We start from the raw sequence: 18,219 nt of genomic DNA, 5'->3' as shown, positions 1-18,219 counted from the left end.
TTGCCTTCGAGCGGGCGGTTATGCCATCGCAACTGACTTTTTACGACTGGGACGCTTGCGCTCCGATTTTTTCTTTAATCCAACCGCCTGGGCTTCGTCGCTATCTGATCCATATTGTCCGCGAATTACTTCTTTCATGGCTAATATAGCATTGTGAAATTCCCATTCTGCTAATCGTGCCGCATCGGTAGCAGCACGGTACAAAGTTAGTTTTTCGGTTTCGGCTTGTTGCTGCACCAACATATCTTGATAAGCTTGCAATAAATTTGCTACAGAGGCATCAGCACGGGTTGTATCATAGGTACTGACAGTTTGCAAACCGTGTAATGAGTTAATATCTTGACTAATTGATTGAGAGGGCAAACGGCGGGTTTTATCTTGGGTAGGCATATATGCATACTGTTGAAATGGATAAGTTTAATGTGCCCATTACAACAAAAAAACTAACAGTAAATGAGATATTTAGATAGAACAAAGTTAAGGAAACGTAGGTTAATTTTTGTAATTCGATGCAATGGCAATGTTAATCGATGCAATGGCATTGTCAATCGATACAATGGCAATGTGAATCGATACAATGGCATTGTCAGTCGATACAATGGCATTGTTAGTCAATACAATCGCATTGTTAATTGAAACAATGGCATTGTCAATCGATGCAATGGCAATGTGAATCGATACAATGGCATTGTTAGTCAAAACAATTAAGTAGGTGGGTGGGAAAATTTATAAATAGACCCACCCCACAAGATTGGATAATTTATTTGTTGGAAATCTATTAGTGTGAAACGTGTAACGCACCCCACAATACTAGGGTGGGGAAATCTCCAAATCTTTGCAAATATTGATAGCTAGAATATCAACAATCTCAGTATGTCTTGGAACTGCCGAGGTTCTGTTGTTTGATGGATTGTAATAAATCGTATGCCTTCCACCTTCTCAAAGAGATACAGCATTTTGCATCTAAATGAAGTACATCCTTACCCCCCTTAATCCCCCCGATGTATTGGGGGGAAATTCCCAATCTAGTTCCCTCCCCTTTCTAAGGGGAGGGTTAGGGAGGGGTATTTTTGTACTTCATTAACTTGCAATCTGCTGTATCAAATGCTAACGTACCCAATCTAAACCGTCACTCCCTCCAATTCCTCATCTGTCAACTCATACAACTGGCGCAACTTATCTAACTTCTCACCATCAGCATCCCAGAAACCCCGTCCATGCGCCTCCAACATTCTCCCTAAAATATTGCGAAAAGCTTCAGGATTTGCCTTGCGTAATTTATCCGCCATCTCTGCATCTAACGCATAAGTATCAGCCGCTTGGTCATAAACCCAATCATCGGTAAAATCGGCAGTACCACCCCAACCAATCAACGCCGTCATCCGTTGAGAAATTTCAAACGCACCACCAGAACCTTGATTCGCCATCGCTTGCGCCCATTTGGGATTTAGCAACTTAGTGCGATACTCCATTCTGAGCAAATCATCTAACTTACGCGGTGTAGTATCCTTCGAGAAACTTTCCACAAAACTAGTTGTAACCTTCTTACCGCCTTGTTTTTCTGCTGCCCTTTTCAAACCGCCAGTATTAGCGTAATATTCTTGAATATCAGTTAAACCATATTCAACCGAATCGATTTCTTGGACAATGCGATCGCTAGTTTTCAACAACGTATTCAACACTTCCGGTCTAGCTTGACCTTTATCTTCTCTCCCATAGCTGAATACATTGCGACTTTGCCAAGTATTCCCCAACTCCTCACCAGATTCCCAATTCCCATCAACCACCCTATCATTTACCAAAGAACCAAAATCACCCGCCGGATTAGAAAACAATCTCGCCGATGCATTCTCCACCCCTTGAGCTTTTAAAGCTAAAGCGTGTTTCCTGATAAAATTCTGATCATCCGGTTCATCAGCATCAGCCGCCCGTTGAAATAAATCATCCAACAATTCGATGATATTTACAAAACTATCCCGGAAAATCCCAGACAAATTACCCAACACATCAACGCGGGGATGTCCAACCTCCGCCAACGGCTTCAATTCATAACGAACAACTCTACCAGTTCCTTCCTTAACAGGTTCAGCCCCCACCAACTCCAACAGAATCCCCAGAGATTCACCCTTAGTTTTAATCGCATCCAATCCCCATAACATTACCGCGATCGTTTCCGGATATTTCCCATATTCATCCAAATGCTGCACAATAATTTTTTGAGCAATTTCCCGTCCCCGTTCATACGCCGCAGGCGAAGGCATCCGATAAGGATCTAAAGCATGAATATTCCTCCCAGTCGGTAACACACCAGCCCCATCCCTTAACAAATCCCCACCCGGCGCAGGCGGAATATACTCCCCATTCAACCCCCTCAACAAATTTGTTAACTCATCCGTAGATTGCATCAACAAATCCCTTATTAGCCTTTCCTCCTCTTGGCGCTCTTGGCGTCTTGGCGGTTCGTTTTCTTCCTCCTCCCCCCCAAAATAAGCCTCCAAATACGCCCCCAACTCCTCCTCACTCGGCCTTTCCCCCAAAGTATGCAACCCAGAAGAAAACAACCGATTCTCTAAAACCTGCAAATATTCATACAACACCACCAAATAATCATCAAAAGTGCGATCGCTAAACATCCGCACATTCTCCGGCGTAAACGCAATCCCCAACTTCTTCGCATCCTCAAACGGACAATCAGCATCCAACCCAGAGTCCACAATTTTTTTACAAATTCCTTCCTTCAAAACATAATTCTTTTGTGGTTCTTCCCGATACTCCGAAATCAAATCTCGCAACGCCACCAATTCCTTATACAAACCTGCCCGCCCATAAGGCGGTACATTATGAGAAATCAACACACCATAACCGCGACGTTTTGCCAACATTGATTCAGAAGGATTATTCGCCGCATATATATATAGATTAGGCAAATTTCCTAACAGAATATCCGACCAAGAATAACCCGTATTACCCAACGGAGAACCAGGCAACCATTCCACCGTCCCATGCATTCCAAAGTGAACCAAAGCATCAGCTTGAAACTCATTTTGCAGCCATTTATAATAAGCAGCATATTGCGGATGAGGCGTTAAATCTCGTTCAAACATTAAACGCATCGGGTCGCCTTGTATACCCAAAGGTGGTTGTACACCTATCCACACATTCCCTAATTGCACACCACCAATTTGAAATTCATCGCCATAGGTTTTAATTCCAGTTCCCGTCAAAGATTTCCATTGTTTCTCAATCCGGGAGGTTTGCAGATATCCCAGCCATTTTTCTAAAGTGTGGGCGTTAACAGACGCGGGAATATTTTTTGTATCATCAATTTCATCCGCCTCTTTCACCCAGCGAATCAATTCTTCTCCATCTTCGGGTAAATCTCCCACGGTATAACCTTGGTCTTTAAGTGCGTGGAGAAACTTCAACAAACTACGCGGCACATTTAATAATGCAGCTGTGCCCACAGCACCATAACCAGGAGGAAAGCCATATAAAATAATTGCAATCTTGCGTTCTGAAGCAGGTTTTTGCCGCAAAGCCACCCAACTTTTTACCTTACCAATCAATCGCTGTACCCGTTCGGGAACCAGATAAATATTTTCGCCCACCAAACCACCAAGGGGAATGGTATCAATAGCCCCATCTAATTCTGGTAAAGCATACAACACTACACTTTGCAATCCGCCGATACCTTGGCGTGTCCACGAGGAAATGTCTTGAATTAATAGTGGTGCAGCAACAATATAAGGTACATTCTTGGCAGTGAGGATGCGCTTTGCTACTTCCACCTGACGCCCTGCTTCCATTGAACCAGCCGGGCCACCCACCAGAGGAAAGCCAATTGTCGAAACGATCGCATCCACTTTGACTGCTTCACTAGATAATGAGGCAGTCTCTATATTACCTAGTTGTCGTTGCTGAATTTCATAATCGGTTGTCATCAAATCCCGTACCGCCACATGTCCTTCCACGCCATTGATGAAAATAGGCAAAGGAATTAACCCGGCTAATTCAAAACTGCGAATCAGTTGGGGAATGTAGGGTTGTTTGGTAATGACGTGTTTACGGTAGAGGAGAATTCCGACAACCGGGGAGACACGATTAATCGCGTCTTTACAATGGGTTTTATACCATTCTAAATATTCGCGGGGCGATTCAAAAAACCCTTGATAGTCGGGATGGAGTAAGCCGATGTTGGGGGTTTCGACTAATGGGGGAATGTCGCCGACTTTTAAACCTAAGTATTTTTCTGCTAGTATCCAGAATAATGAAGCGACGTTTTCTGAACCGCCAGCATTCCAATAACCATAGATAATTAACCAGTTGCGTAAGTCTTGAACTTTTTGCACTGGTACATATTTCAGTAGCTTAGGGCCAATTTTTAAGAAGCTGATGTAACCAGCGAGTTTATCTTCTTCTCGTCCGTTGCTAAATTTGTCAAGGATGAATTTAACTGGTTTGGGCATTCCTTTGGGTTTATCGCCAATGGCAAAGTCACCCAGCTTGGTTAAACTCATCAATTCCAAAGCTGACTCAAACACCAGGCGGATGGGAATTTGGGAAATGCGATCGCGCAACCACACAACCTGGTCATAATCAAATAGTAGGCTACCAAAAAACACATCAGCGTCATGAAGTGCTGCTTCTACCTCGGTGCGTTTATTGGTAAGATCGCGATCGCTAAATACCCGAATATCCAACTCAGGACAGCGATTAGCCAAAAAAGCTGCTTTCCTGTACAAGTCAACGTTGAACGATTCAAACCCAGCAACCAAGACGATGCGTTTCATGCCTGTAAGCTACGAAATATTTCTTTACTTAAATTTTAAACTGGCTCATAGGTTGATTGTTAAATATCTGCCCACAGATTCGGGTCATTCAGGCGTACTAGTACAGGATGGCGGAAATAAACATACCATTCGATCAGGCTGAAAAGCCTGTGTTATCGCTTTTCTTCCTTCTACCCCTCTGCCCCTGTGCCCCTCTGCCTTCTTGCAGTAGGTAGATTTGTCATAGCTTTCTACTTTTACGAAGCGTTATTATCTTAACAATGGGGGTAACTGCTGCATTTCAATTTATTGCAACAATCACCGGATTATTTCCGATTTTGATAAATTATGATGGTTGTGTTTTTTATTCCAAAAAATCTTGCAATCAGCATATTTTACCACATAAAATCTGCTGACAAAGTTTGCAGAAAAACTTATTTTACTTACCAGCGTAGTAATGCTTAAAATAATGCGGACATTGCTAACAAGTACTTCAACAAATTTATTAACAAAACTTTGTCTCTATAATTGGAAGAGTTTTGAACTAGCGTAAAAATAAGTAAGTTGAGGATAAAATCATGAAATTCGGAATTGATAGTGGGCACAATTGTCCACCAGACACAGGAGCCAGGGGGATTAAATTTGAGGATAATTTAACTCTCGATGTTGGTAATAGAGTTATAGCCAAGTTAAGAGCTTTGGGGAATGAAGTCGTAGTATGTAGACCAAGTAGTGCTAGTACAGTCCGGGAATCGCTTTCAAAAAGATGTTCTACAGCTAATGGGAGTAAAGTAGATATTTACGTCTCGATTCATTTTAACTCCTTTAACGGGCAAGCTAATGGCACAGAAGTATTTGCAACTAGCGATACTGGGAGTAAAATTGCTAAACCTGTATTAGATGAAATCGTCAAGTTAGGATTTTTTAATCGCGGTGTTAAGAGTGGTTCCCACTTGTATGTTCTGAAAAATACGGATATGCCTGCGATTCTTGTAGAAGGTTGCTTTGTCGATTCGCAAAAAGATATGAATCTTTATAATCCAGAAGCAATGGCTAATGCGATCGTCAAAGGCTTAACTGGTAAAGTGTCAAGTGTTCCTGTTAACCCCGTACCAGATGAAGAGCAGAATGTAGATACCACTATTCTCAGACTGCAAAAAGCCTTAAATCGACTCAAGATAACCGATAAAAATGGTAAAGCATTAGTAGAAGATGGCTTCACCGGGGCTAACACCAAATCTACTGTAGAAAAATTTCAGACTATTGTTGGGGTTCAGCCGACTGGAATTGCTGACGAAGCTACATGGAATGCCATAAATTTAATTTTGGCAAAACGAATTCTCAGACCAAACCATGCTGGTAATGCAGTTATCAGATACTTGCAATATCGTCTAGGTGTTGAGAATGATGGCGTCTATGGGCCGCAAACAGAGGTTGCAATTAAAAACTTTCAAAAGCAAAATGGTTTAGATGCCGATGGAATTGTCGGGCCTGCTAGCTGGCAGAAATTAATTAGTTAGATTCAGGGGTAGGTATTATTCAAGGTAAATGAATTGTTGAAGTTGGTATTGGATGTCATTGAGAATATTTCTGAAAAGGTGTAGTAAACTTCCAACCGAACCTGCCCCAGTCTCAGAGCGTTGGCGCAGCCAGCCGCAGGCATCGCTGTTCATTCAGCATTAAGCAATGACAAGGTTAAAAAAGGAGGGCATCGCCTGAAGCTGTTGACCTAAAATAATGAAAATAAATAACCAGGGCGTAGGAAATCATCTATGCTGCTGACAGGAATATGTTCAACTTAACCAGGTTTGTGTTTGATAAGTATCAATCACACTTGGTCACAGGTAATTATCCTATCGCTCTGGTGCTTTTTTGGCGGTGAAGTTTCGCCAAAAGTATAAAAGTAAAGGGCTTTTCAAGCCTATAACAATTGTTACTACTTTGTTGTATAAGTGAACACAATTTTTCTGGGCTTTCAATTTATTTCCGATGTCATATCAAGCTTGGTACACCGCTAATCACTGGACGATCTAAAAAGCTGTTTTTCTCCTTATTCCATTGCCTTGACAATACCTCCAACAAGTTTTTCTTCAGCTTTCCCAGGCTCGATATAGTCACCCACTAAGTAGTAGTTTTCAAACAGAATTTGGAGTATCTAACACTGATAGCATCTAGGCTATCAACAATGAACTTCAACACACTAAATATCAAGTTATATATTAATTTGAAGCTGTCAAGTATTTAATAAATAAATTAACAATTGGGAGCGGGGTAAGTTTATTTAGAGCATGGCAACTAATTAGAGAAGCATACGGCGATGCCTTCACAGTAGGCATCGCGGATTTTAGATTTAATCTAAAATCCCAAATCGAGTTACCGATTCACCGCCGCCGCTTCCCGTGCTGCTGTTGCTTGATCTGGGTGGATACCCAAGCGCGTGAGATTAATCCGACCTTTGTTATCAATTTCGCGCACTTTGATAATCACTTCATCGCCCACCGCTACTTCATCCTCAACTTTGCCAACGCGGTAGTCAGCTAATTGTGAGATGTGAATCATCCCTTCTTTTCCAGGCAGAAATTCCACAAATGCACCTATCGGTATAATCCGAGTGATGCGTCCTGCGTAGACATCCCCTTCGTGCAGCTTACGGGTCATGCCTTGGATGATGTTTTTGGCTCTTTTGGCCTTGTTCTCATCCACAGCAGAAATTGTCACGGTGCCATCATCTTCAATGTCAATTTTAGCACCAGTTTCCTCAGTGATCCCCTTAATAGTTTTGCCTCCAGGCCCGATGACCAGACCAATCATGTCTGAATCAATCTTGATTGTTAACAGACGTGGGGCATAAGGTGAGGTTTCTATCCGGGGTTGATCGATGCAGGCAAGCATTTTTTCCAGAATGTGCAACCGGGCTGCTTTGGCTTGGTGGACTGCTTGGGAAATAACATCCAACGACAAACCGGAGATTTTCATATCCATTTGCAAGGCGGTAATTCCGGTATCCGTCCCAGCAACTTTGAAGTCCATGTCGCCCAAAAAGTCTTCAATGCCCTGAATGTCGGTCAGGATTCGCACTTCGTCCCCATCCTTAATCAGACCCATTGCTGCGCCACTGACGGGTTTGAGAATTGGCACACCAGCATCCATGAGGGCGAGGGTAGAACCGCAGACTGAACCCATTGAGGTGGAACCGTTGGAGGAAAGGACTTCCGATACGATGCGAATCACGTAGGGAAATTGTTCTTTTGAGGGTAGCACAGGTAGGAGCGATCGCTCTGCTAATGCCCCGTGACCAATTTCGCGCCTTCCTGGAGAACGCATTGGCTTGGTTTCCCCAACTGAGAACGGCGGGAAGTTGTAATGATGCAGATAACGCTTATGTTGATCTAGCTGCATGTCATCGTTGAGGTTTTGGGCATCCCCTGGCGTACCCAAAGTACAAGTGGATAATACCTGAGTTAGTTCTCGGTTAAATAAACCGCTACCGTGGACTCGCTTTGGTAAGACACCAACTAAACAAGAAACACGACGGACTTCATCAAGTTTACGACCATCAACGCGAACGTTATCTTCAACGATTTGCCGCCGCATGAAGTATTTGGTAATATCTTTAAAAGTGTTACCAAGTGCCTTACTATTTGCAGTTGCAGCAACTCGAATTGGATCTTCTTCTGGCAGTTCCTTAATCGTCGTGGCAATTTCATCCTTGACGACATCTAAAGCTGCATCGCGTTCGGGTTTGGTGAAAGTAAATTGCGACAGGATTTTCTTAATCTGGCTGCTAGCGCGATCGCGGATATAATTTTCTAACGTCTGGTCTACTTCTGGTTGTGCTTCTTGCACTATTACTAGACCCAGTTCTGCTACTAAATCTTGCTGCGCTTTGATTAAGTCCCGCACTGCTTCATAACCAAAGTCAATTGCCTCAATAATATCTCGCTCTGGCAACTGATTGGCTCCCGCCTCCACCATGATCACCCCATGTGGTGAACCTGCTACTACTAGATCCAAATCTCCAGCTTCAATTTCTGCATAAGTGGGGTTAATAATGAAATCATCGCCCACTAAACCAACGCGAACTGCTGCCATTGGCCCATTAAAAGGAATCTGGGCAATCAGGGTAGCAATGGAAGCACCTGTAACTGCTAACACATCGGGTGGCACTAACTCGTCCATCGACAGCGTTAAGGCAATAATTTGCAAGTCATCCCGTAGCCATGAGGGGAACAGGGGACGCATGGGACGGTCTATTAGACGGCTGGTGAGAATTGTTTTTTCTGGTGGACGACCTTCTCGCCGCATGATTCCTCCGGGAATCCTACCAGCGGCATATAGCCTTTCTTCATAATCTACTGTGAGCGGAAGAAAATCAATGCCTTCTCTGGCTTGCGATCGCGTAGCCGTAACTAAAACGGATGTGTCCCCTGATTCTATCAAAACCGACCCCCCAGCCTGGGGAGCTAGTAGGCCTACTTTCAGTCGAATATCCCTTCCATCGAAGGATATTGACTTGTCAACTTCTGCCATTCAGTTTTTTTTCCTTCTCTTTCGCTATTCTCTTTCTGTGGCAATCCTAACATTTATGCCCTATGACTGACTTTTAGTACATACAAAGATTCAGACTTGTTGTTCAACCCAAAGCACGATACATGATCAGCGCGTCTACCACTTGTTCATCCCCTAGCTTCGCTGCACGCGGAATGTGCCCAATAATCTCAAATCATAACGACTGCCAAAGTGTAATTGAAGGTATATTAGTTTCAAAGACCAAATTGAACATTAGTGCTTCATAGCCCAGGCTGGCTGCTATCAAGAGCATCGCCTCTCCCATGAACCGCCCGATTCCCTGACCGCCAAAGCCAGGTTGTACAATAAAACCAGCGTTGCAAATATGGCAACACCGACCTAGAAAGTTTGGCTTTAAATAAAATGCCCCTAATATTTCTTTTAGTTTGTGTGTAGCATCCTGAACAGATGTCCTGACAACAAAGGCATCCTTGCTTAACCAGTAAGTTGAAAATTCTACCTGAGATAGAGGTTGCTTTTGGGGATAAGTTTTACCTTCAATCAATAAAACATTGAGTAATGCTCTTACAACCTCCTGTTTTTGAGGATGCATATAATCTGGTTCAACCAGCATCCCGGTTTTTAACACTTTAATTAGGGGAAATCTTATTATTAATAATGTTTATATGCAATATACTGAAATATTTATTGTATACAAAATCTAGCGAAAAAATCTTATTGATAAGATGCAAAAAGTAGAATAGTTCCGATTTTATTTCATGAGTTTTGGGAAAATATAAGTAGTTAGAAAATGGCGATTTTACACGGAAATTGGTTACTAAAAAGTCAAAAGGGTTGTTTATTTATTTGGGGAGAAACTTGGCGATCGCCACGAGTGAATTTTGAATCTAATGGATCTGGCGATATCCTGGTACATCCATTGGCAATGACATCAGTGGAGTTAAGCGAGTGGTTGGTTTCCCAGAAGATGCCGATTACCAACTTCATCCAGCAACCTCAAGTTGCGAACGCAACTACTGGGCGAACACGTAAAGCCGCCAGTGCTAATGAGATCAGTTTACCAACGCATTCGCAAATCATTGCCCTACCAACTTATATCCCAGAAGAGAGTGCAGAAGGAACATTTGCGATTTTCCCCGTACATTCTGCCAGCTTGGGATTAGAAACAGACTCCCCGCAATATTTGCAACCGTGGCGAGTTGAGGGTTTTTGTCTCAACCCCAGCGAAGCAGTAAAATTTCTCGCTGCTATTCCTTTAAATGCTGCTAAAGGGGAAGATGCATTTTTAGGTGGAGATTTACGTTTTTGGTCGCAAGTTTCTCGATGGAGTTTAGATTTAATTTCGCGGTGTAAGTTTTTACCAAGAATTGACCGACAATCAGATGGTGCGTTTGCCGCTAAATGGCAAGTACTTCTAGACAGCGCTGTAGATGGAACTCGCCTAGAAAAATTTTCTGCGGATATGCCGTTAGTTTGTCGCACCTATCAAGGAGATGAGGAAAATAACCATGTCCAAAGCCCAATCTATTTAGACTTCCCGGCCGAACCTCAAGAATTGTTGCTGGGATTTCTCAACAGTACGATAGATGCCCAAATTCGAGAAATGGTAAGTTCTCAACCTCCAATTGAAGCTAAGGCAATCGCATTACCATCTGCGGTGCAACAGTGGTTGCAAGCTTTAACTAGTGCATCTCATCCAGTCAATGCAGATACCATTGAAGTGGAACGACTGGAAGCGGCACTGAAGGCTTGGACGATGCCGCTACAATACCAATTAACTCTGTTTCGTACTTGTTTTGAACTACGTTCTCCACAGTCTGGCGAAACAGATTGGACGTTGGCGTATTTTCTGCAAGCGGCTGATGAACCTGAGTTTGTGGTGGATGCGGCAACTATTTGGAACAATCCAGTTGAACGGTTGGTTTATGAAAATCGGACAATTGAGCAACCACAAGAAACATTTTTGCGGGGTTTGGGAGTAGCTTCCCGATTATACCCAGCGATATCTGGCGACAAGGCGCAAAGCGCCTACGCACCCAGTTTGGAAACCGAATATCCCCAATCTTGTCGTCTCACCCCCATCCAAGCTTATGAGTTTATCAAGGCTGTAGCTTGGAGGTTGGAAGACAGTGGTTTGGGAGTAATTTTACCTCCCAGTTTAGCTAACCGTGAAGGATGGGCGAACCGTTTGGGTTTGAAAATTAGTGCTGAAACCCCAAAGAAAAAGCAGGGACGTTTAGGGTTGCAAAGTCTGCTGAATTTCCAATGGCAATTGGCAATTGGTGGACAAACTATTTCTAAAGCTGAGTTTGATAAACTTGTGGCTTTAAATAGTCCGCTAGTGGAAATTAACGGCGAGTGGGTGGAATTACGGCCCCAAGACATCAAAACAGCCCAAACTTTTTTCACCACTCGCAAAGACCAAATGGCGCTTTCCTTAGAAGATGCCTTACGTTTCAGTACAGGGGATACTCAGGTAATTGAAAAATTACCAGTGGTCAGCTTTGAGGCATCTGGGGCATTACAAGAGTTGATTGGGGCGCTAACAAATAACCAGGCTTTAGCACCTTTGCCCACACCAATAGGCTTTCAAGGACAGTTGCGACCTTATCAAGAACGAGGTGCTGCTTGGCTATCATTCTTAGAACGTTGGGGCTTAGGCGCGTGTCTCGCCGACGATATGGGACTCGGTAAATGCGTAGCAAATAATACACTAATAAATGTAAATGGACTGTTACGCACAGCTGAGACAATCTGGACAACTCACGCTGGAGAAACAGAGTTTGACGGCGAAGGATTTTGGGCTAACCCCACAGAGCAATTACTAGTTAATTCCATAGATGAAAAAACTGGCAAAATTGTCCAGGCTAATGTCAGACGGTTGTATCGGCAGCAAGTCCGCGAGAAATTACGAAAAGTCACGCTAGAAGACGGTAGCAATATCACCATCACTCATCGTCACAAGCTGCTAACAAGTAAAGGTTGGACAAATAACTTACAGGTGGGTGATTATGTTTGTGTACCAGGTAAAACGCTCTGGAATGGACAACCACAAGACCCTGATTTAGTCAAGTTTCTTGCTTGGCAGATTGCCGAAGGGCATGAACTACCCGATGTGGGAAGAGTCACAATATCCCAAAAAGATACCAGAGTATTAGAGGATTTACTCCAGATTTGCCAACGCATTCAAAAGCGCTATAACCTCAAAATTAACAACCCTAATATCTCTACCTTCCCTAACAGAGTTTCTAATCTTCGAGTTAACAGCCAAGCCTATCGGCAATTCTTAGAAGCTAAAGGTTATGTTTGGGGTAAACTCTCGGCAGAAAAATCTATTCCGCCCTGCATTATGCAGGCAGACTTGGATAGTGTGCGGATATTTTTACAAAACTATTTTGATGCTGAATCTGCTGTTGTCTTGAGTATGGAAAGTATTGAGATTGCTACGGCTTCAGCTTTACTAATTCAGCAACTTTCTGCACTATTGCGGCGCTTAGGCATTTGGTTACGAATATCCTCTAGACAGAAGTGTGCTACTAATAGAACTCGTACTTTACGCACCTACTATATCGGTGTGATTGGAGGAAATTCTGCCCGCAGGTTTCTGCTAGAAATTGGTTTTAATAACTCAGGGAAACAGTGCAAATTAGAACAAATTTGTCAACTGGTAAGTAACACAAATATTGAAGGAATTCCTGCTTCTGATATTGTTGCCCAAACAGTCAGAGCAACGGGGCTACCGTTACGACATTTTGGGATGTACAACACTGTTTATATCAATGGATCACAGCAATTTTCTAAAGATAGTTTACAGCGAGTAATAGCTGGGATGAACCGCATGATTAGTGGAGAAGCCCAAGAGCAGTATCAGCTACTAAAACCTTTCAAGTGGACAACTCAAACTTTGTCAGCCTATGGCAACCTAGATGTACAACAGTTGAGCTTAACGAGAGAGTCTTTGCAATGTCTTCTCGATCAAGAGGTCTTTTATTGCCGGATTGAGGCTATTGAGGATGTGGAGTACGAAGGGTGGGTTTACGATTTTGAAGTTAGCAAACATCATAATTTTGTTGCTAACAATATTATTTGCCATAACACTATCCAATTCATTGCCTTTCTCCTGCACTTGAAGGAACAGGATGCACTAGAAAATCCAACTCTATTAGTTTGCCCAACTTCTGTTTTAGGCAACTGGGAAAGGGAAGTCAATAAATTTGCCCCCAGCCTGAAAATTTTGCAATATCACGGTGACAAACGCCCAAAAGGGAAAGCCTTTTTAGAAGCAGTGAAAAATCACGATTTAATCGTTACTAGTTACTCACTTCTTCATCGAGATATCAAGTCATTGCAAAGTGTATCTTGGCAGATAATTGTTTTAGATGAAGCCCAGAATGTGAAAAATCCAGAGGCGAAGCAGTCAAAAGCAGTGCGGCAATTAGAAGCGACGTTTCGGATTGCGTTGACGGGGACACCAGTAGAAAATAGGCTGCAAGAACTCTGGTCTATTTTAGATTTTCTCAATCCAGGTTATTTAGGCAATCGGCAATTTTTCCAGCGGCGATTTGCCATGCCAATTGAAAAGTATGGTGATACGGCTTCTTTGAATCAATTACGTTCATTAGTTCAACCTTTTATCCTGCGGCGATTGAAAAGCGATCGCGATATCATTCAAGACTTACCAGATAAGCAAGAAATGACCGTATTTTGCGGTCTGACTGGCGAGCAGGCTGCACTTTATCAACAAGTTGTAGAACAATCTTTAGCAGAGATAGATTCTGCTGAAGGATTGCAACGTCGGGGAATGATTTTGGCTTTACTAATCAAACTCAAACAAATTTGCAATCATCCAGCCCAATACTTGAAACAGGCGACATTAGAGCAACATAATTCAGCCAAACTTCTGCGGCTAGAAGAAATGTTAGAAGAAGTTTTATCAGAAAGCGATCGCGCTTTAATTTTTACACAATTTGCTGAGTGGGGTAAATTACTTAAACCATATTTAGAAAAACAGCTTGGGCGAGAAATATTCTTTTTATATGGTAGCACCAGTAAAAAACAACGAGAGGAAATGATCGACCGTTTCCAACACGACCCCCAAGGTCCCCCAATTATGATTCTTTCTCTAAAAGCAGGTGGTGTAGGACTGAATTTAACACGAGCAAATCATGTATTCCACTTTGATAGATGGTGGAATCCAGCCGTGGAAAATCAAGCCACAGATAGAGTATTTCGGATTGGTCAAACCCGCAATGTACAAGTACATAAATTTGTCTGCACTGGCACTTTAGAAGAAAAAATTCATGACATGATTGAAAGTAAAAAACAATTGGCTGAACAAGTTGTGGGTGCTGGTGAAGAATGGTTGACTGAACTAGATACAGACCAACTCCGAAACTTACTAATACTTGACCGCAGTGCAGTAATTGACGATGATGCAGAATAAGTTCGTAGTGCCAACTTAACTGTATTAACTGTGCCAAGCTACTACAAATTTCTATTTGTTCGTATGCACTAGACTTCTTGCATAAATATTTTGTAACCTGATGCGGAGGTGCAAATAAAGAGTTAAAAATCGATATTTTTAGAAAGTTTATACAGTTTATTGCGGCAACTTAGGACTTATAGCCCTTAACCGCGATCGCCCTACGGAAGCCCGCCCCTGGTACGAGCGTCAGTTAGCCCTAGCCGAGGAAGTGGGACGGCAAGACCAGGTAGCTGCTCAATCTGGTCTGGCGGAAGTTCTGGAGAAGGAAGGGCGCTACGCAGAGGCGCTACCCTTGGCACTGGCTGCCCTGGAAATTGGAGAGCGCCTGCGCGATAAGAGTTTGGATTTTTTACGCCAATTGGTTGAGGGGTTGCGGCGCAAGGCGGGGATGCAATAATTCGTAATTCGTAATTCGTAATTAATTCAACGTGAGTTCGACGAACCTCTCCCTGCCTTAAACTAAAGTTCAAGTCTGTCCCTCTCCGAGTCGGAGAGGGACGGTTTTGCGTAGTAAAACCAGGGAGAGGTCTTTTTATTCAGCTAATTAGGCGGACACTACATGAATAGAGTCGTCGAATTCACGTTAATTCAAGGTTTCACGCCCCTGTGTTGTCCCCAACTTCCAGTCTATAAGTGTATATTTGCGAAACTGATATGCTCCCAACGATAAACGCTATAGTCTGAGTTAACTGTCACAAAATGAGATCAACTTATCCATTGCATAATTTTGAACTTTGAATTGACTTATGACTAATTACACATTACAAGCAAGCCGCGAATGGTGGTCACAACAATGGCTAGATTTGCTAGATTCCTATCGCTTTAAAAAGCGTTTAGAACGTGCGAGAAATTATGCTCGTCAAGGAAATGTTCTCAGCATCGAATTTAAAGGTGCAAAAGTATTGGCTAGGGTGCAAGGTAGTGAAGTCGAACCTTATAAAGTTTCCCTTTCCCTTGAACCTTTTAGCGATGAACAGTGGGGTTATGTAATTGAAACCATGTCTCAAAGGGCAATTTTTGCTGCCAAGCTACTAGCAGGAGAAATGCCACAAAATATAGAAGAAGTCTTCACGGCAAACGGTCTTTCGATATTTCCTTTTACCCTTGCTGATGTCCAGAGTAAATGCTCTTGCCCTGATAAAGCAAATCCCTGTAAACATATTGGTGCCCTGTACTATCAGTTAGGCGATCGCTTCAGTGAAGACCCCTTTGTACTATTTCAATTGCGTGGACGCACCAAAGAGCAAATTATCAGCGATTTACGTCAATTACGTAGTGCCAAGATTCAACCCAGTACCACAGAAACGCCTGATATTCAACAGTCAATTCTTAATAACAAATACTCGATAAAAATTGACTATTTCTGGCAATATAATGAGCCATTAGAGTCATCTTTGGTAGTGATTGCGCCGTCAAATAGTGAGACGGTATTAGATGTATTAGGAGCAATTCCTCTAGCGAAGGAAGAGGAAAATGCAGTAAATTCAACTTCGAGTGATGTGGTAATGAAGTATTTGACTAGGGTTTACACAGATGTCAGCCAGAAAGCTGTCTTAGCAGCGATGAATGTTGGAGGAAGTTGACGGAATTTTAGATTTTAGATTTTGGATTGAAAATGTTATTATTGTCCAAACTCAAGCCTAGTTTGTTCTACCAAATCATCTGTCACAATCTCTTGCTCTGCTTCACGAGCCACCTGTTCAATTCTGGCTCTAGCTTGAGCGCGGACAAAAAAGGGAATATTTTGTAACTTTTCTTTAGCTTCATCTGTCCATCGCAAAGCATCAATAAAATTAGAGTCGCTCATAGTATTAATTACCTTGGTAGGCCGCTCAGTTTTATCAATAGATTACTAATTTTCCTATAAAAAAAGCCCTTGCTTTTATGCAAGAGCCTTTAAATTATTTAGCTATCAGTGATTAGATAAACCTTACAACCTAGTCAAGGTCGTCCATAAACATCACCGGCTCAGTATCACGGTTAATTCCTTTCTCAAAACCACCAGAAGCGGCCCGGGCGCGACCAGCGTGCCACAAGTGACCAACTAGGAAGAAGAATCCTAGTACGAAGTGAGAAGTCGCCAACCAAGCGCGAGGAGATACGTAGTTGAAGGAGTTAATCTCGGTAGCCACACCACCCACGGAGTTCAGAGAACCCAGAGGAGCGTGGGTCATGTATTCAGCAGCGCGACGAGCTTGCCAAGGCTGAATATCGTTCTTGATTTTTTCCAGGTCAAGACCATTGGGGCCACGTAGAGGCTCCAACCAAGGGCCGCGGAAATCCCAGAAGCGCATGGTTTCACCACCAAAGATGATTTCACCAGTTGGAGAGCGCATCAGATATTTACCTAGACCAGTGGGGCCTTGGGCAGAACCGACGTTAGCACCTAAGCGTTGGTCACGAATCAAGAAGGTCAAAGCCTGAGCTTGAGAAGCTTCTGGACCGGTAGGACCGTAAAATTCGCTGGGGTAAACGGTGTTGTTAAACCAAACATACAGGCAGGCAATGAAGCCCATCAAAGAGAGAGCGCCCAAACTGTAGGAGAGGTAAGCTTCACCAGACCAGATGGATGCCCGACGTGACCAAGCAAAAGGCTTGGTAAGAATGTGAAAAATGCCGCCAGCAATTAAGATAAAGGCAATCCAGATGTGACCACCGACCACATCTTCTAAGTTATCGACGCTGACAATCCAGCCTTCGCCACCGAAGGGAGACTTGATTACATAACCGAAGATAACTGCTGGGTTCAGTGTTGGATTGGTAATAATCCGAACATCACCACCGCCTGGTGCCCAGGTGTCATACAAACCACCAAAGAACATTGCTTTTGCTACCAACAGCAGCGCACCGAATCCCAAAATAATCAGGTGGAACCCGATGATGTTGGTCATCTTGTTCTTGTCTTTCCAGTCGTAACCAAAGAAAGAAGAGTATTCTTCTAAGGTTTCTGGACCACGGACGGCATGATAGATACCGCCAAAGCCGAGGACGGCTGAGGAAATTAGGTGGAGTACACCAACAACAAAGTAGGGGAAGGTGTCGATGACTTCACCACCAGCGCCAACACCCCAACCCTGGGTAGCAAGGTGAGGTAACAGGATCAAGCCCTGCTCATACATGGGCTTTTCAGGAATGAAGTGAGCGACTTCAAACAAAGTCATCGCTCCAGCCCAGAATACAATCAAACCAGCGTGGGCAACGTGAGCACCCAGTAGTTTGCCAGATAGATTGATTAAACGTGCGTTACCAGACCACCAGGCAAACCCAGTGGATTCTAGGTCGCGTCCAGCGCCGCCTAAGATATTTGGTCTATTAGAGAGCGTTACCACGTGGTAATACCTCCTCAGGGAATACAAATTGTTCGTGGGGTTGATCTTGAGGAGCCATCCAAGCGCGGATACCCTCATTCAGCAAAATGTTTTTGGTATAGAAGGT

At 43.2% G+C, this 18,219-nt stretch carries 8 protein-coding genes and 3 pseudogenes; 4 read left to right on the top strand and 7 right to left on the bottom strand.

Annotated features, from left to right (window positions below; genetic code table 11):
- Nucleotides 1-18 precede the first annotated feature (18 nt).
- A complete protein-coding gene (locus tag V7K35_RS02845) occupies nt 19-390 on the bottom strand; it encodes a hypothetical protein (protein WP_335076216.1) in 372 nt (123 codons plus the stop codon).
- A 731-nt stretch (nt 391-1,121) separates the two neighbouring features.
- On the bottom strand, nt 1,122-4,790 hold the full coding sequence (gene bchH, locus V7K35_RS02840; protein WP_335076214.1) for a magnesium chelatase subunit H: 3,669 nt from the start codon (nt 4,788-4,790) through the stop codon (nt 1,122-1,124).
- Nucleotides 4,791-5,347: 557 nt separating this feature from the next.
- Between bchH and V7K35_RS02835 the strand changes: the two genes are divergently transcribed.
- Nucleotides 5,348-6,289 (top strand): N-acetylmuramoyl-L-alanine amidase, encoded by a 942-nt coding sequence (locus tag V7K35_RS02835; protein WP_335076212.1) that lies wholly within the window; start codon nt 5,348-5,350, stop codon nt 6,287-6,289.
- Nucleotides 6,290-7,142: 853 nt separating this feature from the next.
- Here the strand turns inward: V7K35_RS02835 and V7K35_RS02830 are convergent.
- Together V7K35_RS02830 and V7K35_RS02825 are read right to left on the bottom strand one after the other, a co-directional pair.
- Nucleotides 7,143-9,299 carry a polyribonucleotide nucleotidyltransferase gene (locus tag V7K35_RS02830; protein WP_335076210.1) on the bottom strand — a complete coding sequence of 719 codons (2,157 nt, stop codon included), beginning with the start codon at nt 9,297-9,299 and terminating at the stop codon, nt 7,143-7,145.
- A 103-nt stretch (nt 9,300-9,402) separates the two neighbouring features.
- Nucleotides 9,403-9,948, bottom strand: a pseudogene (locus V7K35_RS02825) (GNAT family N-acetyltransferase).
- 141 nt (nt 9,949-10,089) lie between these two features.
- Between V7K35_RS02825 and V7K35_RS02820 the strand changes: the two are divergent.
- From V7K35_RS02820 to V7K35_RS02810, 3 genes and pseudogenes are all read left to right on the top strand, one after another.
- Entirely contained in the window at nt 10,090-14,742 is a 4,653-nt protein-coding gene (locus V7K35_RS02820) for an SNF2-related protein (RefSeq protein WP_335076208.1), read from the top strand.
- Between the two features lie 172 nt (nt 14,743-14,914).
- Nucleotides 14,915-15,181 (top strand): annotated as a pseudogene (locus V7K35_RS02815) (tetratricopeptide repeat protein); the annotation flags it as partial.
- Between the two features lie 349 nt (nt 15,182-15,530).
- Entirely contained in the window at nt 15,531-16,367 is an 837-nt protein-coding gene (locus tag V7K35_RS02810; RefSeq protein ID WP_335076206.1) for an SWIM zinc finger family protein, read from the top strand.
- A 38-nt stretch (nt 16,368-16,405) separates the two neighbouring features.
- Here V7K35_RS02810 and V7K35_RS02805 read toward each other — a convergent pair whose 3' ends face one another.
- The 3 genes and pseudogenes from V7K35_RS02805 to V7K35_RS02795 form a co-directional block, all read right to left on the bottom strand.
- A complete protein-coding gene (locus V7K35_RS02805; RefSeq protein WP_335076204.1) occupies nt 16,406-16,591 on the bottom strand; it encodes a PCP reductase family protein in 186 nt (61 codons plus the stop codon).
- A gap of 130 nt (nt 16,592-16,721) precedes the next feature.
- Nucleotides 16,722-18,113, bottom strand: coding sequence for a photosystem II reaction center protein CP43 (gene psbC, locus V7K35_RS02800; RefSeq protein WP_335076202.1), 1,392 nt, complete (start codon nt 18,111-18,113; stop codon nt 16,722-16,724).
- A pseudogene (locus V7K35_RS02795) lies at nt 18,097-18,219 on the bottom strand (photosystem II D2 protein (photosystem q(a) protein)); the annotation flags it as partial. The gene psbC and the pseudogene V7K35_RS02795, both read right to left, overlap by 17 nt.

The sequence above is a fragment of the Nostoc sp. genome (assembly GCF_036917275.1).
GTDB lineage: Bacteria > Cyanobacteriota > Cyanobacteriia > Cyanobacteriales > Nostocaceae > Nostoc.
Note: the sequence above shows the minus strand (reverse complement) of the source record. Positions and strands in the feature narration are given on the sequence as shown.

Bases quoted from the DNA above. Each gene is read 5' to 3' on its own strand.
- V7K35_RS02810 (WP_335076206.1), top strand. From the start codon at position 15,531: ATGACTAATTACACATTACAAGCAAGCCGCGAATGGTGGTCACAACAA.
- V7K35_RS02845 (WP_335076216.1), bottom strand. From the start codon at position 390: ATGCCTACCCAAGATAAAACCCGCCGTTTGCCCTCTCAATCAATTAGT.
- bchH (WP_335076214.1), bottom strand. From the start codon at position 4,790: ATGAAACGCATCGTCTTGGTTGCTGGGTTTGAATCGTTCAACGTTGAC.
- V7K35_RS02830 (WP_335076210.1), bottom strand. From the start codon at position 9,299: ATGGCAGAAGTTGACAAGTCAATATCCTTCGATGGAAGGGATATTCGA.
- V7K35_RS02820 (WP_335076208.1), top strand. From the start codon at position 10,090: ATGGCGATTTTACACGGAAATTGGTTACTAAAAAGTCAAAAGGGTTGT.
- V7K35_RS02835 (WP_335076212.1), top strand. From the start codon at position 5,348: ATGAAATTCGGAATTGATAGTGGGCACAATTGTCCACCAGACACAGGA.
- V7K35_RS02805 (WP_335076204.1), bottom strand. From the start codon at position 16,591: ATGAGCGACTCTAATTTTATTGATGCTTTGCGATGGACAGATGAAGCT.